Origin of the sequence: Ensifer adhaerens, from assembly GCF_013283195.1 — a bacterium.
In the GTDB taxonomy this organism is placed as follows: domain Bacteria; phylum Pseudomonadota; class Alphaproteobacteria; order Rhizobiales; family Rhizobiaceae; genus Ensifer; species Ensifer adhaerens_G.
The window spans coordinates 249,653-269,111 of sequence record NZ_JABEKT010000001.1; the positions used below are offsets into that span (position 1 = coordinate 249,653).

General features: G+C 63.2%; 17 protein-coding genes and 1 riboswitch. Of the genes, 10 read left to right on the forward strand and 7 right to left on the reverse strand.

Annotated features, from left to right (window positions below; translation table 11 throughout):
• Positions 1-28 precede the first annotated feature (28 nt).
• The 5 genes from LPJGGPFB_RS01215 to LPJGGPFB_RS01235 all read left to right on the forward strand — a co-directional run bounded on the left by LPJGGPFB_RS01215 (position 29) and on the right by LPJGGPFB_RS01235 (position 5,020).
• Entirely contained in the window at positions 29-532 is a 504-nt protein-coding gene (locus LPJGGPFB_RS01215; RefSeq protein WP_025425200.1) for an invasion associated locus B family protein, read from the forward strand.
• A gap of 232 nt (positions 533-764) precedes the next feature.
• On the forward strand, positions 765-2,000 hold the full coding sequence (rlmN, locus tag LPJGGPFB_RS01220) for a dual-specificity RNA methyltransferase RlmN (protein ID WP_173418371.1): 1,236 nt from the start codon (positions 765-767) through the stop codon (positions 1,998-2,000).
• 171 nt (positions 2,001-2,171) lie between these two features.
• Positions 2,172-3,125 carry an ABC transporter substrate-binding protein gene (locus tag LPJGGPFB_RS01225; protein WP_173418372.1) on the forward strand — a complete coding sequence of 318 codons (954 nt, stop codon included), beginning with the start codon at positions 2,172-2,174 and terminating at the stop codon, positions 3,123-3,125.
• A gap of 225 nt (positions 3,126-3,350) precedes the next feature.
• Positions 3,351-4,229, forward strand: a complete 879-nt coding sequence (locus tag LPJGGPFB_RS01230) for an ABC transporter permease (protein WP_173418373.1) — start codon at positions 3,351-3,353, stop codon at positions 4,227-4,229.
• Positions 4,226-5,020 carry an ABC transporter ATP-binding protein gene (locus LPJGGPFB_RS01235; RefSeq protein ID WP_053251658.1) on the forward strand — a complete coding sequence of 265 codons (795 nt, stop codon included), beginning with the start codon at positions 4,226-4,228 and terminating at the stop codon, positions 5,018-5,020. The genes LPJGGPFB_RS01230 and LPJGGPFB_RS01235 overlap by 4 nt, the downstream gene beginning before the upstream one ends.
• 249 nt (positions 5,021-5,269) lie before the next feature.
• Here the strand turns inward: LPJGGPFB_RS01235 and LPJGGPFB_RS01240 are convergent, their stop codons facing one another.
• On the reverse strand, positions 5,270-5,911 hold the full coding sequence (locus LPJGGPFB_RS01240; protein WP_173418374.1) for a LysE family translocator: 642 nt from the start codon (positions 5,909-5,911) through the stop codon (positions 5,270-5,272).
• Positions 5,912-6,086: 175 nt separating this feature from the next.
• Here LPJGGPFB_RS01240 and LPJGGPFB_RS01245 point away from each other — a divergent pair, with 175 nt between their 5' ends.
• On the forward strand, positions 6,087-7,304 hold the full coding sequence (locus LPJGGPFB_RS01245) for an argininosuccinate synthase (protein ID WP_173418375.1): 1,218 nt from the start codon (positions 6,087-6,089) through the stop codon (positions 7,302-7,304).
• Between the two features lie 80 nt (positions 7,305-7,384).
• Here LPJGGPFB_RS01245 and LPJGGPFB_RS01250 read toward each other — a convergent pair whose 3' ends face one another.
• The 4 genes from LPJGGPFB_RS01250 to LPJGGPFB_RS01265 form a co-directional block, all read right to left on the reverse strand.
• A complete protein-coding gene (locus LPJGGPFB_RS01250; protein ID WP_173418376.1) occupies positions 7,385-8,623 on the reverse strand; it encodes a multidrug effflux MFS transporter in 1,239 nt (412 codons plus the stop codon).
• The gene (locus LPJGGPFB_RS01255) at positions 8,620-9,099 is read right to left on the reverse strand and encodes a MarR family winged helix-turn-helix transcriptional regulator (RefSeq protein WP_173418377.1); all 480 of its coding nucleotides are present in this window, start codon (positions 9,097-9,099) and stop codon (positions 8,620-8,622) included. Before LPJGGPFB_RS01255 ends, LPJGGPFB_RS01250 begins: the two co-directional genes overlap by 4 nt.
• Positions 9,100-9,178: 79 nt before the next feature.
• Positions 9,179-11,005, reverse strand: coding sequence for an ABC-F family ATP-binding cassette domain-containing protein (locus LPJGGPFB_RS01260; protein ID WP_173418378.1), 1,827 nt, complete (start codon positions 11,003-11,005; stop codon positions 9,179-9,181).
• 3 nt (positions 11,006-11,008) lie between these two features.
• Complete coding sequence (locus tag LPJGGPFB_RS01265; protein WP_173418379.1) at positions 11,009-11,659, reverse strand: thiamine diphosphokinase; 651 nt, start codon at positions 11,657-11,659, stop codon at positions 11,009-11,011.
• Positions 11,660-11,835: 176 nt separating this feature from the next.
• Positions 11,836-11,953: riboswitch (TPP riboswitch) on the forward strand.
• Between the two features lie 49 nt (positions 11,954-12,002).
• Here LPJGGPFB_RS01265 and thiB point away from each other — a divergent pair.
• The 4 genes from thiB (at position 12,003) to LPJGGPFB_RS01285 (ending at position 17,185) form a co-directional block, all read left to right on the forward strand.
• Complete coding sequence (gene thiB, locus LPJGGPFB_RS01270; protein WP_173418380.1) at positions 12,003-13,031, forward strand: thiamine ABC transporter substrate binding subunit; 1,029 nt, start codon at positions 12,003-12,005, stop codon at positions 13,029-13,031.
• A 31-nt stretch (positions 13,032-13,062) separates the two neighbouring features.
• On the forward strand, positions 13,063-14,667 hold the full coding sequence (thiP, locus tag LPJGGPFB_RS01275; RefSeq protein ID WP_173420916.1) for a thiamine/thiamine pyrophosphate ABC transporter permease ThiP: 1,605 nt from the start codon (positions 13,063-13,065) through the stop codon (positions 14,665-14,667).
• Positions 14,664-15,380, forward strand: coding sequence for a thiamine ABC transporter ATP-binding protein (locus LPJGGPFB_RS01280; protein WP_173418381.1), 717 nt, complete (start codon positions 14,664-14,666; stop codon positions 15,378-15,380). Before thiP ends, LPJGGPFB_RS01280 begins: the two co-directional genes overlap by 4 nt.
• A gap of 293 nt (positions 15,381-15,673) precedes the next feature.
• Positions 15,674-17,185, forward strand: a complete 1,512-nt coding sequence (locus tag LPJGGPFB_RS01285; protein WP_173418382.1) for a M48 family metalloprotease — start codon at positions 15,674-15,676, stop codon at positions 17,183-17,185.
• A gap of 175 nt (positions 17,186-17,360) precedes the next feature.
• On the opposite strand, the gene LPJGGPFB_RS01290 is transcribed toward LPJGGPFB_RS01285, so the two are convergent.
• Entirely contained in the window at positions 17,361-18,227 is an 867-nt protein-coding gene (locus LPJGGPFB_RS01290) for an RNA polymerase factor sigma-32 (RefSeq protein ID WP_173418383.1), read from the reverse strand.
• A 341-nt stretch (positions 18,228-18,568) separates the two neighbouring features.
• Positions 18,569-19,138 (reverse strand): CarD family transcriptional regulator, encoded by a 570-nt coding sequence (locus LPJGGPFB_RS01295; protein ID WP_025425216.1) that lies wholly within the window; start codon positions 19,136-19,138, stop codon positions 18,569-18,571.
• Between the last annotated feature and the right edge of the window lie 321 nt (positions 19,139-19,459).

A 19,459-nucleotide genomic window follows, 5' to 3' on the forward strand; every position in this document is an offset into this window, starting at 1 on the left:
CGAAAAGCAAGAAAAGCGGCAGGACCTCATGTTTGTAAGAAAGATCGCAACTGCAATCGCACTCGTTCTGGCAACCGCCAGCATGGCTGCCGCCCAGTCGCCGACGCGCATCCAGCAGTTCAATGCCTGGGGCGCCTATTCCTACAATTCCGGCGGCGGCAAGGTCTGCTATGTCCTGTCGGTTCCGAAGGAAAAGAGCCCGGCCGGCGTCGACCACGGCGACATCTTCTTCCTGGTTTCCCAGCGCCCCGGCCAGAACATCAGCTATGAGCCGCAGGCGATGATGGGCTATCCGCTGCAGGAGAACTCCAAGGTCAACGTCGTCATCGACGGCCGCACCTTCGTGATGTTCACCAAGGGCAACTCCGCCTGGGTCGAGAACGCGGCCGAAGAGCCGGCGCTCGTCGCGGCGATGAAAACCGGCAAGGCGATGTCGGTCAACGCCAAATCCCGCAAGGGCACGACGACCACCTACGCCTATTCTCTGTCGGGCATTTCGGCTGCACTGAAGCAGATCGAAGCCTGCAAGTAAGCTTTCGCCTTTGAGGCAAAGTCGAAGGCCGGCGCTCGACGCCGGCCTTTTTGCATTCAGGATCGACTGCGCGTGACTCCGGGCCAAAACAATGCTAAAGCCCCGGAAAATTCAGAGCCCCGCGCCCCCAATGGCTGCGCTTGAAGGCTCGACCGATTTCAATTCGAGCATCAGGACAATCTCCGGACCCCTTCTCCGGACGGGCGTTTTCTGTACGACAGGACACCACAGCATGGCAGCCACTGAAATCTTGAACCGGGTGGATACCGTCAGGGCACCGCAGGCGCGCATCGCCCCGCAGGCCGAGAAGCCTTCCCTGATCGGGCTGTTGCGCGAGGACATGGCCAAGGCGCTCGTCGAAAAGGGCGTTCCCGAGCGTCAGGTCAAGATGCGCGTCAGCCAGCTCTGGCACTGGCTCTATGTGCGCGGCGTTTCCGATTTCGACGAGATGCTGAACGTGTCCAAGGACATGCGCGAGATGCTGAAGCAGCATTTCACCATTGCCCGGCCTGAGATCGTCGAGGAACAGACCTCGGGCGACGGCACCCGCAAGTGGCTGCTGCGCTTTCCCGCCCGCGGCGCCGGCCGTCCGGTCGAGATCGAAACGGTCTATATTCCTGAGGAAGGCCGCGGCACGCTGTGCATTTCCAGCCAGGTCGGCTGCACGCTGACCTGTTCGTTCTGTCACACCGGCACGCAGAAGCTGGTGCGCAACCTGACGGCCGAGGAAATCCTGGCGCAGCTGCTTCTGGCGCGCGACCGGCTCGGCGACTTCCCGGAGCGCGACACGCCCCAGGGCGCGATCGTGCCGGCCGAAGGCCGCAAGATCACCAACATCGTCATGATGGGCATGGGCGAGCCTCTCTACAATTTCGAAGAGGTCAAGACCGCGCTTCTGATCGCCTCCGACGGCGAGGGCCTGTCGCTCTCCAAGCGCCGCATCACGCTTTCGACCTCCGGCATCGTGCCTGAAATCTACCGGACCGGCGAAGAGATCGGCGTCATGCTGGCGATCTCGCTGCATGCCGTGCGCGACGACCTGCGCGACATGCTGGTGCCGATCAACAAGAAGTACCCGCTGAAGGAACTGATGGACGCCTGCCGCGCCTATCCGGGCCTGTCGAATGCGCGCCGCATCACCTTCGAATATGTGATGCTGAAGGATGTCAACGACAGCCTCGAGGACGCCAAGGAGCTGATCAAGCTCTTGAAGGGCGTGCCGGCGAAGATCAACCTCATCCCGTTCAACCCCTGGCCGGGCACCAACTACCAGTGTTCCGACTGGGAGCAGATCGAGAAGTTTGCCGACTTCATCAACCAGGCGGGCTATGCCTCACCGATCCGCACGCCGCGCGGCCGCGACATCCTTGCCGCCTGCGGCCAGCTGAAGTCCGAGTCCGAGCGCATGCGCAAGGTCGACCGCCTCGCCTTCGAAGCGATGATGATCGCCAATCACGGCGAGGACTGAGGCATGCGGCGGGTGCGGCCCGGTTTTCCGTCCGCATCTCGGCGCTATCCAAGTTCAACCGCAAGCATATCCTGATCGATGAAGAACTTTGATGGGTGATGCAATTCCTATCGATTGATTTCATGGTCCCGGTTTCCTAAGAAAGCGGGCAATCAATCTAGGAGGACACCCATGCGCTCACTTCTCATCGCCCTTGCCGCCACGGTGGCATTTACCCTGCCCGCACGCGCCGATGAGGTGACTGTCGCCGTAACCGCGATCGTCGAGCATCCGGCTCTCGATGCTGCGCGCGACGGCGTGAAGGACGCGCTGAAGGCCGCCGGCTACAAGGAAGGCGAGAACCTCAAGTTCCTCTACGAGTCGGCCCAGGGCAACCCGGCAACCGCCGCACAGATCGCCCGCCAGTTCGCCGGCGAAGCACCGAACGTCATCGTTCCGATCTCCACCCCGTCGGCCCAAGCCGTCGTTTCCTCGACGCGTGACATCCCGGTTGTCTTCACCGCCGTGTCCGACCCGATCGGCGCGCAGCTGGTCAAGGACATGGACAAGCCGGGTGGCAACGTCACCGGTCTTTCCGACATGTCTCCGGTCGCCGAGCACGTGGCGCTGATCAAGGAGATCCTGCCAAACGTCAAGTCGATCGGCTATCTCTACAACTCCGGCGAAGCCAACTCGGTGTCGCTTTTGGCGGTACTGAAGACGGAAGCCGAAAAGGCCGGCCTGACGGTGGTCGAGTCTGCAGCGACGAAGTCCGCTGAAGTCCAGGGCGCTGCCCGCGCGCTCGTCGGCCGTACCGACGCGATCTACGTTCCGACCGACAACACCATCATCTCCGCACTTGAAGGTGCGGTTGCCGTGGCCGAAGAAGCCAAGCTGCCGCTCTTCACCGCCGATACGGATTCGGTCTCGCGCGGCTCGCTCGCAGCCCTCGGCTTCAACTACTATGACGTCGGCAAGCAGACCGGCGAAATCGTCGTTCGCATCCTCAAGGGCGAAAACCCGGGTGATATCGCCGTCAAGGTTGCCGCCGGTTCCGACCTGGTGATCAACAAGAAGGCCGCTGAAAAGATGGGCGTCACCCTTCCGGAAAGTGTCGTCAAGCGCGCTACACGCGTTGTAGAATAAGGCTTCGAGCCTTTTCAGGTTCAAGTTTATTGCGTTTTGGCCGCCCTCGTTCCATACGAGGGCGGTTCGTTATTGGAGCGCTGCGGTTGCCTTGCGCTACGCAAGATACGCTCAGACAGTTTGAAACTGCGCCGACGCCGGATCTTGGGGCGTCATGCGCCAACCGGGGACGCCGCGCCGATATAAGAAGCTTGGGGCGGGCGGCAGGAAAAGAGGGTCGGGGATTTGAGTCAAATCGCTTTATGGGGAGCCGTCGAGCTGGGGCTGGTATACGCCTTCGTCGCCATCGGCGTCTTTCTCGCATTCCGGGTTCTCGATTTCCCTGACCTGACAGTCGACGGGTCTTTTCCGCTCGGTGCCGCGGTTACCGCCGTGTTGATCATCGCCGGCGTCAATCCGTGGATCGCGGCCGGCGTCGCCATGGTGGCAGGGGCTGCCGCCGGCATCGTCACGGCCATGCTCAACGTGCGCTTCAAGATCCTCAACCTCTTGGCCTCGATCCTGACGATGATCGCGCTGTTCTCGGTCAATCTGCGCGTCATGGGCAAACCCAACGTCGCACTGATCAACGCCGACACCATGCTTTCGCCGTTCTTCGGCCTCGGGCTGCGTGAGTTCTACGTTCGCCCGCTGTTCATCGGCGTGCTCGTGCTCGTGGCCGTCATCGTTGTCTGGCGCTTCCTTGAAAGCGATGCCGGCCTTGCGATGCGCGCGACCGGCGCCAATGCCCGCATGGCCCGCGCGCAGGGTGTCGACACCAACAAGCAGATCTATCTCGGTATGGCGATCTCCAATGCGCTCGTTGCCTTCGGCGGCGCGCTCTTTGCCCAGACCAACGGCTTTGCCGACGTCACCTCGGGCGTCGGCACTATCGTCGTCGGCCTTGCCGCCGTCATCATCGGTGAGACGCTGCTCGGCGCCCGCGGTATCCTGATCGCGCTGATCGGCTGCGTGCTCGGCTCGATCCTCTACCGCATCGCCATCCAGCTGGCGCTGTCGACCGACATGCTCGGCCTGCAGGCCTCCGACCTCAATTTCGTCACGGCCGTGCTCGTGACCTTTGCCCTCATCCTTCCCCGTCTTCGTCGCGGAGGTGCGGCATGATCAGCGTCAAGAACATCCAGGTCGTCTTCGGCAAGGGAACGCCGCTGCAGAAACAGGCCTTGAACGGCGTCGACCTCACCATCGAGCAAGGCTCCTTCGTCACGGTCATCGGCTCCAACGGCGCCGGTAAGTCGACGCTGCTCGGCGTTCTCGCCGGCGACGTGCTGCCGAGCGCCGGCCAGGTGACGATCGGCAAGACCGACGTCACCCGCAAGGGCACAGCCGCCCGCGCCGGCCTCGTCGCCCGCGTGTTTCAGGATCCGTTGACCGGCAGCTGCGGCGCGCTTTCGATCGAGGAAAACCTGGCGCTTGCCGCCAAGCGCGGCGAAAAGCGCGGGCTGATGGCAGCGCTCGGACCCAAGCGCCGCGAGCATTTCCGCGAGCGCATCGCCGAACTCAATCTCGGCCTTGAAAACCGCATGGGCGACCGCATGGATCTGCTTTCGGGCGGCCAGCGCCAGGCGGTTTCGCTGGTAATGGCGACGCTTGCCGGCTCCGAAGTGCTGCTGCTCGACGAGCATACCGCAGCCCTTGACCCGGGCATGGCCGAGTTCGTCATGAACCTCACGCAGAAGATCGTGTCGGAACGCAAGCTCACGACGATGATGGTCACCCATTCGATGCGCCAGGCGCTCGATTATGGCCACCGCACCGTCATGCTGCACGGTGGCGAGATCGTGCTCGACGTTGCCGGCGACAGCCGCAAGGAACTGCAGGTCGAGGACCTCATCGCCATGTTCCGCCGCATCCGCGGCCAGACGCTCGACGACGACGCTCTGCTGATCGGCTGATCGCGTCGCACGAACTTGCCCCTCATCTGCCTGCCGGCATCTTCTCCCCGTCAAGACGGGGAGAAGAGACACGCGGCGACCTCTCAGCCCTCTCCGGCCAACGGCGTCGGTTGCACACCCAAAGACGGTTCCCCCCGACGCTGTTCCAACGACCGCTGTTGCCGTCAAACGATGCGGCAAACGCTCTTCTCCCCGCGCGCGGGGAGAAGATGCCGGCAGGCAGATGAGGGGCAGCCTCTCTGCTGAAACCTATCGTGCCGTCGCCATGAAAATCTTCGCGGCAAAGACCGAGAAGACGCCGGCAAAGCTGTAGTCGAGCGCCCGCATGAAAGCCTTGTTGCGTTGCAGCCAGGCGGACAGCCAGTCGGCGGTAAAGACCACCAGCATGTTCACCGGCATGCCGATGACGATGAACAGCGCGCCGAGAAACAGAAGCTTGCCTGTCACCGACGCATCGCCGGCGCTGACGAACTGCGGCAGGAAGGTCATGAAGAAGATGATGACCTTGGGGTTGAGCAGGTTCACCCAGAAACCCGAGGAAATGTTGGAAAGCGCGGTGCCCGCCGCGCTATCGACCGTCTTGACCGAGAGCGTCGATCCATGCCGGATCGCCTGCACTGCAAGCCAGAGCAGATAGGCGGCACCGCCGGTCTTCAGCACCAGAAACGCCGTCGGCGAGGCCGTGATCAGCGCCGAGATGCCGAAGGCAACGAGCAACGTATGGACGACAATGCCGAAGCTTGTCCCGAGCACCACGAACAGCGCCGCTTTTTTGCCCTGCGACAGCGCCCGGCTGATCGACAGCGTCATGTCGGGACCGGGCGTTGCCGCAAGCAGAAGGGTGGCTGCGGCAAAGCCGAACAGCGTTGGCAGGCTGGGAAGGAAGTCCATGTATGCGATCCCCGGAACACTCGGTCGCCCGGTCTATTCCGCCTCGTCGGCTTTTGCGAGCGGATTCGGCTGTTGCAGCGTTGTTCCGCTTGTATCCAGGCGTGTTCTGGATAAAGTGCCGCAGAATTTCCAAGGCGGCACGCCGCCCTCTCCCAAGACCAGACGGACGGAAACCATGGCATCGCATAAAGACGTGAAAAAGGTCGTTCTCGCCTATTCGGGCGGTCTCGACACCTCGATCATCCTGAAGTGGCTGCAGACCGAACTCGGCGCCGAAGTCGTCACCTTCACGGCCGACCTCGGCCAGGGCGAAGAACTGGAACCGGCGCGCAAGAAGGCCGAGATGCTCGGCATCAAGGAAATCTACGTCGAGGACGTGCGCGAGGAATTCGTCCGGGATTTCGTCTTCCCGATGTTCCGTGCCAACGCCGTTTACGAAGGCGTATACCTGCTCGGCACCTCGATCGCCCGGCCGCTGATTTCCAAGCACCTGATCGATATCGCCAGGAAGACCGGCGCTGACGCCATCGCCCATGGCGCCACCGGCAAGGGCAATGACCAGGTCCGCTTCGAGCTGTCGGCCTATGCGCTGAACCCCGACATCAAGATCATCGCGCCCTGGCGCGACTGGTCGTTCAAGAGCCGCACCGACCTGCTCGAATTCGCCGAGAAGCACCAGATCCCGGTTGCCAAGGACAAGAAGGGTGAGGCGCCCTTCTCCGTCGACGCCAACCTGCTGCACTCTTCGTCCGAGGGCAAGGTTCTGGAAGATCCGTCGCAGGAAGCTCCTGAGTACGTGCACATGCGCACGATCTCGCCGGAAGCGGCCCCCGACAAGGCAACCGTCATCAAGGTCGGCTTCGAGCGCGGCGACGCCGTCTCGATCAACGGCGAGCGCCTGTCGCCGGCAAACCTGCTGGCCAAGCTCAACGACTATGGCCGCGACAATGGCATCGGCCGCCTCGACCTCGTCGAAAATCGCTTCGTCGGCATGAAGTCGCGCGGCGTCTACGAGACCCCCGGCGGCACGATCCTGCTTGCCGCCCACCGCGCGATCGAATCGATCACGCTCGACCGAGGTGCTGCCCACCTCAAGGACGAGCTGATGCCGCGCTACGCCGAGCTGATCTATTACGGCTTCTGGTTCTCGCCGGAGCGCGAAATGCTGCAGGCGGCGATCGACCGGAGCCAGGAACATGTCGAAGGCGAAGTGACACTGAAGCTCTACAAGGGCAACGTCATGGTTACCGGCCGCGAAAGCGCCAAGTCGCTCTATTCCGACAAGCTGGTCACCTTCGAGGACGACCAGGGCGCCTACGACCAGAAGGATGCAGCCGGCTTCATCAAGCTCAACGCGCTGCGTCTGCGCACGCTGGCCGCGCGCAACCGCTAAACTGCGAGAGCCTAATACAAAGCCTCCGCGACCTGGGTCGCGGAGGCTTTTTTATGCGTCCTGTTCAGGCAGAGCCGTTGTTACTCAGCCGCCTCCGGCAGGGCCTGCTTGCCATCGGCCGGCGCCGCCGCTGGCGCCAGGCGGACGGTGCGGCGGTACCAGAGATAGCTGAGCACGCAGAGAAGGCCGAAGCTCGGTATGATCGTGCCGAGCGCCAGCACCGGTACGCCGACGACGGCCGCCAAGGCACCGCCGAGAAGGCCGGCGCCCATCTGGATGAACCCCATCATCGCCGAGGCCGTGCCGGCAATATGCGGGAAAGGCGCCATGGCCGCCGTCATCATGTAAGGCATGACGAAGGCGATGCCGAAGGCATAGACGCCGACCGGCGCCATCACCGACAGGAAGCTCGGCTCGAGCGCATGCATGGTGTAGGCAAGCGCCACGCTGCCGATGGCAATGAAACAAAGCCCCGCCGGCACCAGCGCTTGCGGCGTGAATTTCCGCATCAGCAGCCTGACCGTGACGGTACCCGAGAAGAAGAAACCGGATTGCATCAGCATGCCGACGCCAAACTGGGTGGGCGTCAGCCCGACCGTCCCGATCAGGACGAAGGGCAGCATGGTCGCCTGGGCATAGAGCGCACCGACGGCACCGGCGATCACAAGGGTCGAGGAGACGAAGCGGCTGTCGGTCACAAGCTCGCGATAGGCGGCAAGGATCGGGCGCAGATGCCCCTTCGCCGGATCGGGCGTCGCGGTTTCGGCCATGAAGAACTGAACGCTGACACAGGCCATCAGCGCAAAGCCGACCATCAGGAAGAAGATCGACTGCCAACCGAAGAGGCCGAGCGCCAGGCCGCCGAGCGTCGGCGACACCGCCGGGCCGATCGCCAGCATCATGCCGATCATGTTCATGATCCTTGCTGCCTGCAGGCCGGTAAACTGGTCGCGCACGATGGCGCGCGCAACCGTCATGCCCACCGAGGCGCCGATGCCCTGCACCAGGCGCCCGGCAAGCAGAACCGCAACCGACGGCGCAAAGGCCGCCATCAGGCTGCCGGCAAGGTAGATGGCCATGAAGATCAGCGTCGTGCGCCGGCGGCCGATGACGTCGGAAAGCGTGCCCGATACCAGCTGCGCGAAGGCGAAGCCGGCGAAATAGAGCGACAGCGTCATCTTGATTGCCGCCTCGCTGGAGGAGAAGGCCCGCACCAGTTCGGGCATCGCCGGCGTATAGAGCGCCATGGAAACGGGGCCGAGCGCCACCAGGAAGGCACCGATGATGCTGGTGCGCCGTTCGCTCATGCGGCGCGTCATTCCTTTGCACCCTTCTCCTTGCCGGCGACGCAGGGGTCGAGGCGGCGCAGATTGTCACGCAGGATGCGCAGGTTCCCGCGCAGCATCTCGCGCGTCGCCTCGTCGAGCCCAGCCGTATAGGCATTCATCATTTCGCGCAGGCCCGCCATCAGCTCGGTGAGCAGCGGATCCGCCTTGTCGGTGATGACAACGTTCTTGGCGCGGCGGTCGGCCGGGTCGGGCATCCGGGCCACAAGCTCCATTGCCTCCAGCCGGTCGAGATAGGCCGACAGCGTCATCGGCTCTATGCCCATGCGCGTGGCGATTTCCGCCTGCTTGATGCCCTCGGTCAGCGCCACCTGGATCAGTGTGCGGGCTTCGCCTGGGGTGATGCCGAGGTCGAGCGCGTTGACCTTGCGGTCAAAGGCGCCGCGCAGAAGGCGGGAGACATCGGTCAGCAACATGCCGATGGTTTCGGATTCGAGTTTTGTCGGCATCAGGATCGTTCACAAGAGATATAATAAGCTTTCCTTATCATACTCCTTGCCAACTTTCAACGCGGGGGGCCCGTGAGGCTCAGCCTTCCAGTTCCTCGCGCAGCATCTCCAGCTCCAGCCATTCCTCTTCCATGCGCGCGAGATCGCCGCGAAGCTTCTCCAGCTCCTGCGCCAGCTTCGCAAACGTGTTCGGATCCTTGGCAAAGAGATTGGGATCAGCCATCCGCTCCTCGCGCTTGGCAGCCTCCGCTTCGGCCTTGGCGATCTCCTTCGGCAGGTTTTCAAGCGCGAACTTCTGCTTGTAAGAGAGCTTGCCCTTGGCCTTCGACGTTTCGCCTGCAGGGGCCGCGGCGTCGGACACCTTCGCCTTTTCCGCCTTCTCGGCCTTGCGTCGCTCCTCGATCGCGCCCTTGCGCTGCGCCATCATGTCGGTATAGCCGCCGGCATATTCGATCCAGCGACCATCAGGCGCTTCCGGATTGCCCGGCGCGATGGTCGAGCTGACAGTGCGGTCGAGGAAGTCACGATCGTGGCTGACGAGGATGACGGTTCCGGCAAAGCCGGCGACGACTTCCTGCAGCAGGTCGAGCGTTTCGATGTCGAGGTCGTTGGTCGGCTCGTCAAGGATCAGCAAGTTGGTGGCGCGGGCAAGAATGCGCGCCAGCATCAGCCGGGCGCGCTCGCCGCCCGAAAGCTCGCGGATGGGGGTCCGGGCCTGCTCCGGCTGGAACAGGAAATCCTTCATGTAGCCGGTCACATGGCGCTGCTCGCCGTTGACGATCAGGCTCTCGCCGCGTCCGTCGGTCAGGTAATGGGCCAGCGTGTCCTCGAGGTTCAGATCCTCGCGCTTCTGGTCGAGCGTCGCCATCTCCAGGTTGGTGCCGAGCTTCACAGTGCCGGTATCCGGCTCGATTTGCCCGGTCAGCATCTTCAACAGCGTGGTCTTGCCGGCACCGTTTGGACCGACGAGGCCGATCCGGTCGCCGCGATGCACACGGATCGAAAACGGCGCGACGATCGTCCGATCGCCGTAAGCCTTGGTGATCTTTTCCGCCTCGATGACCAGCTTTCCAGATTCCTTGGCGTCCGACGCAGTCGCCTGGACGGAGCCCTGCGGCCCCTTGTGGCCGCGATGGCGCGAGCGCATGTCCTGCAGCTCGCCGAGACGGCGCATGTTGCGCTTGCGCCGGGCGGTGACGCCGTAGCGCAGCCAGTGCTCCTCACGCTCGATCGCCTTGCCGAGCTTGTGCTGTTCCAGTTCTTCGGCCTCCAGCACTTCGTCGCGCCAGGCTTCGAAATGGCCGAAACCCCGGTCGAGCCGGCGCGACTGACCGCGGTCGAGCCATACCGTCGCGGTCGATACCTTTTCCAGGAAGCGCCGGTCGTGCGAGATCAGCACCAGGGCCGAGCGACTGCGGGTCAGCTCGTCTTCGAGCCATTCGATCGTCGGCAGGTCGAGATGGTTGGTCGGTTCGTCGAGCAACAGGATATCCGGCTCCGGCGCCATCACGCGCGCGAGTGCCGCGCGGCGCGCCTCGCCGCCGGAAAGGCGCGTCGGATCCTCCTCGCCAGTCAAACCCAGATGCTGCAGCAGATAGGCGACGCGATAGGGATCATCACTTGGGCCAAGGCCCGATTCCGCATAGGCCTGCACCGTGTCGTAGCCTTCGAAATCCGGTGCCTGGGGCAGGTAACGGACCGTCGACGACGGATGGCGGAACACCTCACCCGATTGCGCCTCGGCAAGACCGGCAGCGATCTTCATCAGCGTCGATTTGCCGGAACCGTTGCGCCCGACAAGGCAGATGCGATCGCCCGGCTCCACCTGCAGGTTGGCGCCGGCCAGAAGCGGCGTGCCCCCGAAGGTGAGGAAGATATCGTCGAGTTTCAGAATGGGAGGCGCCAAGGCTCAGGCTCCGGAAAGGTCATAGGGGCGAGCGAGAACAATCGCCCGGCCGGTGTCGAGGGAAATGCGAAGGGGACCCTCCGCAACATTGGAAACGGTGCGGGACGACCCGAACGGCAAGGTGAAATCGGTCAGCGGATAGCGCGCATTGACGATCGTCAGGCCGAAGAGATCGGTCAGTCCGAGGATCGAAAACAGACTGCCCTTCGGCAGATCGATCTCGATCTCGCCTGAAAGCAGCGGATAGGCCTCTTCCTCGCCCGACGTCATGAACACCGGCAAGCCGCGTTCGGCCAGCGAAGCGGCCTGAAGCAGGTGCAGGAAGGCATGATCGCTGCGGGATCCTCCGAGCGCACCGGCAAAGATCAGGGCTCCCGCACCGCGCGTAAGCGCAGCCTCGACGGCGATTTCACCATCGGTTGCAGCCTTGGCGGCGGGATAGGGTTCGCGCGGGACGCCGGCAAACTCGGCAAGCAGCGTCTCCTCGGTCGAATCGAAATCGCCAACCCAGACGTCGGGGATTACCGACAGGGTGCGCGCATGCCGCATGCCGCCATCGGCCGCAACGAAGCGGCTGCCGGCAAGCTGGCGCGCAAGGCGATCGGTAAGGGTCAGTGCACCGCCGAGCAGAATGGTGAAGGTGGATCGGGCCATGGCAAAGCCCATAGCGCAAAGGCACTGCCAAGGAAAAGCAAGAAAACCGAACGAGGGGGCGATCCGGCGATTTTGCGCTGATGTCATCAGGCTTCGCAGCATCGGCGGGCGTCGGGCTGCCGGATACCGCGTTCAAACTCCGCTTGCCATCAAACCGTCACGGCGGTAAATCTCTACCCGCTCTAACGGGGTGCCTTCCGACCACATGCTGGCCGAAGGCTGAGAGGCGTTTAACGCCAACCCGCGGAACCTGATCCGGCTCATACCGGCGGAGGGATTAGACGCGATCGGATCGATACGCCCTTTTCCCATGCAACATTATTTTTAGGGAGAGGTGCCTGCCATGTCCAAATCATCGCAACTGAAGTTCCTTAGCCGGCTAGCGCTTGCCGCTGCCGCCAGCCTTGTCTTTACGACCGGCGCGTCTGCCGCAGACAAGACTCTGACCGTCTACACCTATGAGAGCTTCATCACCGAATGGGGCCCGGGCGCCAAGGTCGCCGAAGCCTTCGAGAAGACCTGCGAATGCAAGGTCACCTATGTCGGCGTCGCCGATGGCGTCGAGCTTCTGACCCGCCTGAAACTCGAGGGTGCTGCCTCCAAGGCTGACATCGTGCTTGGCCTCGACACCAACCTCGTCGCCGAAGCCAAGGCCACCGGCTTCTTCGCGCCGCACGGCATCGAGGCCAAGGACGTCAAGGTGCCCGGCGACTTCACCGACGACACCTTCCTTCCCTATGATTACGGCCATTTCGCCGTCGTCTACGACACCCAGACCCTGAAGACCCCGCCGAAGAGCCTGAAGGACCTGGTCGAAGGCGACCCGTCGCAGAAGATCGTCATCGAGGATCCGCGCACATCGACGCCGGGTCTCGGCCTGCTCCTGTGGGTCAAGGCCGTCTATGGCGACGAAGCCGGTGCCGCCTGGGCCAAGCTCAAGGATCGGGTTCTGACCGTGACGCCAGGCTGGTCGGAAGCCTATGGTCTCTTCACCAAGGGCGAAGCACCGATGGTGCTCTCCTACACCACGTCTCCCGCCTACCACATGGTGGCTGAGAACACCGACCGCTACCAGGCGGCCGAATTCTCGGAAGGCCACTACATCCAGATCGAAGTCGCCGGCATGACCAAGAGCGCCAAGGAGCCGGAGCTTGCCAAGCAGTTTCTCGGCTTCATGACCGGTCCGGAGTTCCAGTCGATCATCCCGACCACCAACTGGATGATGCCTGTCGCCGCCACCAAGGAGCCGCTGCCTGAAGCCTTCGGCAAGCTGGTCAATCCGGCCAAGACCTTCCTGCTGCCGTCGGAAGACGTGGCGGCAAACCGCAAGGCCTGGATCGACGAATGGCTCGCAGCCATGAGCAAGAACTGAGGCGAGCTTGTTTGCGCCTGCCGAAAACAGGATCACGATCACCGCCGGGACTTTAAGTCTCGGCGGCATCCTTCTGTTCGTCTGTCTGGCGGTCGCAGCGCTTCTGTTCCAGGCCGGCGGCTTCGGCAATGGCGTGCTGTTCGATGCCTATATCTGGCGGGTCACGCGCTTCACATTGCTGCAGGCGAGCCTTTCGACGCTGCTCTCGGTTCTGCTCGCCATTCCGATCGCCCGCGCACTGGCGCGTCGGGCGCGTTTTCCCGGCCGCGTCTGGGTGCTGCGGCTCATGGCCCTGCCGCTCGGCCTTCCTGTTCTGGTCGGCGCCCTGGGCTTAATCGAGATCTGGGGCCGGCAGGGTGTACTCAATACGGCTCTGGCCGGGCTCGGGCTTCAACAGCCTGTCAGCATCTACGGCCTCTTCGGCATCCTGCTTGCTCACGTCTTCTTCAACATGCCGCTGGTCGCACGCCTCTTCCTTGCCGGGCTGGAGCGCATCCCCTCGGAATACTGGAGAACCGCCGCCAATCTCGGCATGCCGCCCGCCGCACTCTTCCGCTTTGTCGAGTGGCCGATCCTGCGCGGATTGCTGCCAGGTGCCGCCGGCCTTGTTTTCATGCTTTGCGCCACCAGCTTCACGCTGGTGCTGACGCTCGGTGGCGGGCCGGCCGCCAGCACCATCGAGGTGGCAATCTATCAGGCGCTACGCTTCGACTTCGATCCTCAGAGGGCGATTGCACTCTCTGCCCTGCAGATTGTCATGACCGGCGCGCTGCTCCTGGTCCTCGCCCGTGTCGCGACGGAGCCGGCGCAAAGCGTCACCGGCGGTCGAGCGTCAATGCGGTACGATGCAGACACCGGCCTCTCCCGCCTGTCCGATACCGGCTGGATCCTGTTCGCGCTCGTCTTCATTGGTGCGCCACTGACCGCCGTTGTCGGTTCCGGCCTGCGCGCCGACCTGGCGAAGCTGGCGGGCGATCCGACCGTGCATCGCGCCCTCATCACCAGCATCGCCATTGCTGTCGGCTCAGCGTTGCTTTGTGTCGGTATCGCCGCTGCAATGATCCGGGCCGCTGGTACCGTCACGGCGGGTCGCCACGCACCCACCTTGGCAAGGTTTTTTGCAGGCGCAGTCACGGCCAGCACCTCCCTGGTTCTGCTCGTGCCGCCGGTCGTGCTTGGAGCGGGCTGGTTCCTGCTTCTGCGCCCCTTCGGCGATGTCGCCCGTTTTGCCCCCGCCATCGTTGTTGCCATCAATGGCTTGATGGCGTTGCCCTTCGTCCATCGGATCCTGGCCCCGGCGATGGCAACCCATGCGGCACGCACCGACAGGCTGACCGCAAGCCTCGGCATCCGCGGCCTCCATCGCCTGCGATGGATCGATCTGCCGCCGCTGAAGAAACCATTGCTGATGGCCTTTTCCTTCGCCATGGCGCTATCCCTCGGCGACCTTGGCGCCGTGGCGCTGTTCGGCTCGCAGGACATGATCACGCTGCCATGGCTGCTCTATAGCCGGATGGGCAGCTATCGCACAGCGGATGCAGCCGGACTGGCGCTATTCCTCGGCTTGCTCTGCCTGATCTTCACCATGCTCGGCACGGCCGGCGACAGGCGTGTGCCGGAAGGACGTAACACATGAACCCGGGAAGCGCGGTCGAGCTCGTCGGCGTCGATATCCTCTACGACACAACGGCGCTTCACTTCGACTGCGCCATTGCGCCCGGCGGCATCGTCGCGGTCGCCGGCGCATCCGGGTCCGGAAAGTCGACGCTCTTTCACGTCATCGCCGGCTTCGAGGAGCCGGATCGGGGCGAGGTTCGCATTCAAGGCAAGACGATGTCGGGACAGGCACCGTCGGAAAGGCCGGTATCCGTTATCTTCCAGGACAACAACCTGTTTGCACATCTCGACATCGCCACCAATGTCGGTTTCGGCATCAGCCCCTCGCTTCGCCTTTCCGCGGGTGATCGGGCGCGGATAGATGATGCCCTTGGCCGCGTCGGGCTCGACGGTTTCGGCAAGCGGCTGCCGCCGACACTGTCCGGCGGCGAACGTCAGCGTGTGGCGCTGGCCCGCGCCCTGGTGCGACATCGCCCGCTGTTGCTGCTGGACGAGCCGTTTGCCGCTCTTGATCCCGGCATGAGGGCCGGCATGCGGGCGCTGCTGCGAGACCTGCATCGCCAGGAGAACAATACGATCCTGATGATCACGCACCATCCCGATGACGTGAGGGCGCTGGCCGATAGCGTGCTTTTTCTGGACCAGGGGCGTATCATCGCCCATGATCCGGTCGAACGCTTCCTCGAGCGTCGCGACATGGCGGCGATCAACCGCTTTCTCGGCAACGAGTAATGCGGCTTAGAATCGTGCCGTACGAGGCACTTCGCCACAATTTGACCGTCGCGCCATGCGACGCGCGGATTATCCGGCGCACGAGGCACGAATATTCGCGTATCCGTTGCCGTGATACCACGGGGCAACTATTTCTGTGGGGGTAAACTAGGCAGGTGGCGCTGAAATGGATACAGCAAGACCTGGGCTGGAATACGCGTGCCGGAGCGGACCTATCCGGCTGAAAAAGTAAGACTTTCAACGCCACAGAGTTCCCAGGGTGGAGTGGCGTTGGACGGGAAACGGGCTGAGGCATGGAAAGTCATACAGTCAGAAACGACCGGTTCCCGCCCAAGCGCGGAGGCCTCCGGACACGTGCTGTGGTTGCATTGCTCGCGACAACGCTGCTTTCCGCCTGCCAGTCAGTGATCGAGCAGACTTACGAGCCGACCGTATCGCCGTCCTCCAATCCGCAGATCGTCGACGAAGTCCAGAAGAACGACCCCCGTGCCCAGCTCGGCGCGCGCGAACACCCGCGCATCGTCGCCAGCTACGGCGGAGAGTACAAGGATGCAAAGACGGAGCGGCTGGTCGCCCGCATCGCCGGCGCGCTGACGGCCGTTTCGGAAAATCCGCAGCAGTCCTACCGCATCACTATTCTCAATTCCCCGGCGATCAACGCCTTTGCGCTGCCCGGTGGCTATCTCTACGTCACCCGCGGCCTGCTAGCGCTCGCCAATGACGCGTCCGAAGTTGCAGCCGTGCTGTCGCATGAAATGGCACACGTCACCGCCAATCACGGCATCGAGCGCCAGCAACGCGAGGAGGCGGAGGTCATCGCCAGCCGCGTCGTCTCCGAAGTGCTGTCCTCGGATCTCGCCGGCAAGCAGGCGCTGGCACGGGGCAAACTGCGGCTGGCCGCCTTCTCCCGCAACCAGGAGCTCCAGGCCGACGTCATCGGCGTGCGCATGCTCGGAGAGGCGGGCTACGACCCCTATGCGGCAGCGCGCTTCCTCGATTCGATGGCCGCGTACAGCCGCTTCTCCGCCGTTGATCCGGAAGCCGACCAGAGCCTCGACTTCCTCTCGAGCCACCCGAATGCGCCGCAGCGCGTCGATCTCGCGCGCCGACACGCGCGCGCCTTTGGCGCCGAGGGCACCAGCGGTGACCGCGGGCGCGATTATTACCTGGCCGGCATTGACGGACTGCTTTATGGCGACAGCCCGCAGGAGGGCTATGTCCGCGGCCAGACTTTCATGCACGGGCAGCTCGGCATCCGCTTCGATGTGCCGGCCGGCTTCCAGATCGACAACAAGGCGGAGGCTGTCCTGGCAACGGGCCCCGGCGACGTGGCGGTCCGGTTCGACGGCATTGCCGACACGGCCCGCAAGAGCCTGACGGACTACATCGCCAGCGGTTGGGTAACGGGCCTGCAGCCCGAAACCATCCGCCCGATCAGCGTCAACGGCCTTGAGGCCGCAACCGCGCGCGCGTCCGCCGATCGCTGGGATTTCGACGTGACCGTGGTCCGCATCGACAATCGCATCTACCGCTTCCTGACCGCCGTTCCGAAGGGATCGCGCGCGCTGGAGCCGACAGCCAACCAGCTGCGCACCTCGTTCCGCAAGATGACCCCGGCTGAAGCCCAGTCGCTGAAGCCGCTGCGTATCCGCGTCGCCGTGGTCAAGCCCGGAGAAACGATCGCCACCCTGGCCGCCCGGATGATGGGCACCGACCGCAAGCTCGATCTGTTCCGGCTGATCAACGCCATGCAGGTCACCTCGACGATCAAGCCGGGCGATCGGGTCAAGATCATTTCCGAATAGACGCAGACGGCGCCGCACCCATCTCAGGTTCGACGCCGTCCCGTGTCTTTGCCGTGAAGATGCTGAGCTGCGCACACTGCCGTTTCGCGTTCGCGTCCAGCCGCAATCACGAGCCTTGCCTCGCATGCGCCATCCGTCGCTGACGGAGGGCCGCCTGGAAACTTCCGGAAATGCCTCAATGCACGACCGATGTCAGCGCCGGGGCTTTGGTTGCCAGTGCCGCCCGCAGCTTCTCGAGTGCCCGCGTCTCGATCTGGCGGACCCGCTCCTTGGAGATGCCGAGATCGAGACCGAGCTCTTCCAACGTGGCCCCCTCTTCCGACAGGCGCCGCGCGCGAATAATCCTCATTTCGCGCTCGGTCAGCGCACCCATGGCGTCATGGAGCCAGATGCGGGCACGCTCGCCGTCGATCATCTCGCTCACCTGTTCGTCAGGCAGGGGCGCATCGCTTGCAAGAAAGTCGAGGCGCTCTCCGCCATCGGAATCCGGGCCGCCGACGGGCGCCTGCAGCGACGTGTCGCTGCCGGACAGGCGGGCATCCATGGTCTGCACGTCGGCGATACTGACGCCGAGTGCCACGGCGATTTCCTCATGCATCGCCTGCGATGTCAGCTGACGATCCCCTTGCGCCAGCCGCGCGCGCAGCCTGCGAAGATTGAAGAACAGTGCCTTTTGCGCCGAACTGGTGCCGCCGCGAACGATTGACCAGTTGCGCAGCACGTAGTCCTGCATCGAGGCGCGAATCCACCAGGTGGCGTAGGTGGAGAAGCGGACTTCGCGGCTGGGTTCGAAGCGCGCTGCGGCTTCGAGCAGGCCTATATGCCCCTCCTGGACGAGGTCGCCCATCGGCAGGCCGAAATTGCGGAATTTTGCCGCCATGGAGATGACCAGCCGCATATGCGACATGGCGATCTTGTTGCGGGCGTCCTGATCATGATCGTTGCGCCAGGCCTTTGCCAGGGCGTGCTCTTCTTCACGCTCGAGATAAGGTGCCTCCATCGCAATCTTGATCATGCGCCTGTCTGCTGTGAGAGTCCTCATCGATCGCTCCATGGCGGGCGCCTGGACGCCGCTTGCGGGTGAAGTCCAAGGGCCGGACGGGCAAACCCTACCGGCGCCGGCGTATGCGGCGACACCGAAACTTGAAGAAACGGTGAGGCGCCCTACTTCCAAACTACGAAGCTGAATTCTGACAAAAGATCACAGGACCCAGATCGCCCCGGCAGGAAGGCGGCGCATCCCTGCCGGCTTTAGTAAATGCGCGGCGGCGGAAAAAGTTCCCTCGCCCGGACGAGAAAGCTGCGAGCGATAACGCTGAGAACGAAAAAGCCCGGCGCGATGGCCGGGCTTTTTCTTGTCGTGGTGGGAAGGACTGGCGCTCTTTAAGCTGCCTCGTCCTGTGCGTCGTCTTCTTCGATCGCCTTGCCCCGCTTCGGACCCTTGTTAAGATTGGCTTCGACGAGGCGAACCGCCTCGGTCTCCGACATCTTGTTCACGGCCGCGATTTCGCGCGCCATGCGGTCGAGCGCAGCTTCATAGAGCTGGCGTTCGGAATAGGACTGTTCCGGCTGGTTTTCTGCGCGGTAGAGGTCGCGCACGACCTCTGCGATCGAGATCAGATCGCCGGAATTGATCTTGGCATCGTATTCCTGTGCGCGGCGCGACCACATGGTCCGCTTCACGCGAGCCTTGCCCTGCACTACCTTCAACGCGCGATCGACGAAATCGGTCTCCGAGAGCTTGCGCATGCCGATGCTGACGGCCTTTGCGACCGGCACCTTCAGGCGCATCTTGTCCTTTTCGAAATCGATGACAAAAAGCTCAAGCTTCATGCCGGCAACTTCCTGCTCCTCGATAGCAACAATCTGTCCGACGCCATGGGCCGGATAGACAATCGATTCACCGGTCTTGAAGCCGTGGCGTGTCGAAGATTTTTTCTGCTGGGTCGTCATTCGTTTCAAAAACTCCCTGTTTCGCACCCGGCCATTGTTGGCCGGGGCCGGGTCAGTGAGGCCCGGGATAGACGGGGATACCGCCGGGTGGGTCCATCCTGGTCCGTCCAAGAACGCAAACAATCCCATCAAACGCGGTCACAAAAGAGAAACGCAACGGTGCGTATCTAGAAAAGCCGCGGTGTGGAGAACGTTTGCTTTCGTGAGGTTTTCGGGCGCGCAAAAACACCCTGTGTGGATCAGTAGAAGGACCCTATCACAAAAAACTGCGGAAATCAATAATTTGCTGCAGGGCAGCCATCAAGCCGCCATTCTCGCATC

Excerpts from the sequence above, each read along its gene's own strand:
- LPJGGPFB_RS01215 (WP_025425200.1), top strand. The coding sequence starts at position 29 with ATGTTTGTAAGAAAGATCGCAACTGCAATCGCACTCGTTCTGGCAACC.
- rlmN (WP_173418371.1), top strand. The coding sequence starts at position 765 with ATGGCAGCCACTGAAATCTTGAACCGGGTGGATACCGTCAGGGCACCG.
- LPJGGPFB_RS01225 (WP_173418372.1), top strand. The coding sequence starts at position 2,172 with ATGCGCTCACTTCTCATCGCCCTTGCCGCCACGGTGGCATTTACCCTG.
- LPJGGPFB_RS01235 (WP_053251658.1), top strand. The coding sequence starts at position 4,226 with ATGATCAGCGTCAAGAACATCCAGGTCGTCTTCGGCAAGGGAACGCCG.
- LPJGGPFB_RS01240 (WP_173418374.1), bottom strand. The coding sequence starts at position 5,911 with ATGGACTTCCTTCCCAGCCTGCCAACGCTGTTCGGCTTTGCCGCAGCC.
- LPJGGPFB_RS01245 (WP_173418375.1), top strand. The coding sequence starts at position 6,087 with ATGGCATCGCATAAAGACGTGAAAAAGGTCGTTCTCGCCTATTCGGGC.
- LPJGGPFB_RS01250 (WP_173418376.1), bottom strand. The coding sequence starts at position 8,623 with ATGACGCGCCGCATGAGCGAACGGCGCACCAGCATCATCGGTGCCTTC.
- LPJGGPFB_RS01255 (WP_173418377.1), bottom strand. The coding sequence starts at position 9,099 with ATGCCGACAAAACTCGAATCCGAAACCATCGGCATGTTGCTGACCGAT.
- LPJGGPFB_RS01265 (WP_173418379.1), bottom strand. The coding sequence starts at position 11,659 with ATGGCCCGATCCACCTTCACCATTCTGCTCGGCGGTGCACTGACCCTT.
- thiB (WP_173418380.1), top strand. The coding sequence starts at position 12,003 with ATGTCCAAATCATCGCAACTGAAGTTCCTTAGCCGGCTAGCGCTTGCC.
- LPJGGPFB_RS01280 (WP_173418381.1), top strand. The coding sequence starts at position 14,664 with ATGAACCCGGGAAGCGCGGTCGAGCTCGTCGGCGTCGATATCCTCTAC.
- LPJGGPFB_RS01285 (WP_173418382.1), top strand. The coding sequence starts at position 15,674 with ATGGAAAGTCATACAGTCAGAAACGACCGGTTCCCGCCCAAGCGCGGA.
- LPJGGPFB_RS01290 (WP_173418383.1), bottom strand. The coding sequence starts at position 18,227 with ATGAGGACTCTCACAGCAGACAGGCGCATGATCAAGATTGCGATGGAG.
- LPJGGPFB_RS01295 (WP_025425216.1), bottom strand. The coding sequence starts at position 19,138 with ATGACGACCCAGCAGAAAAAATCTTCGACACGCCACGGCTTCAAGACC.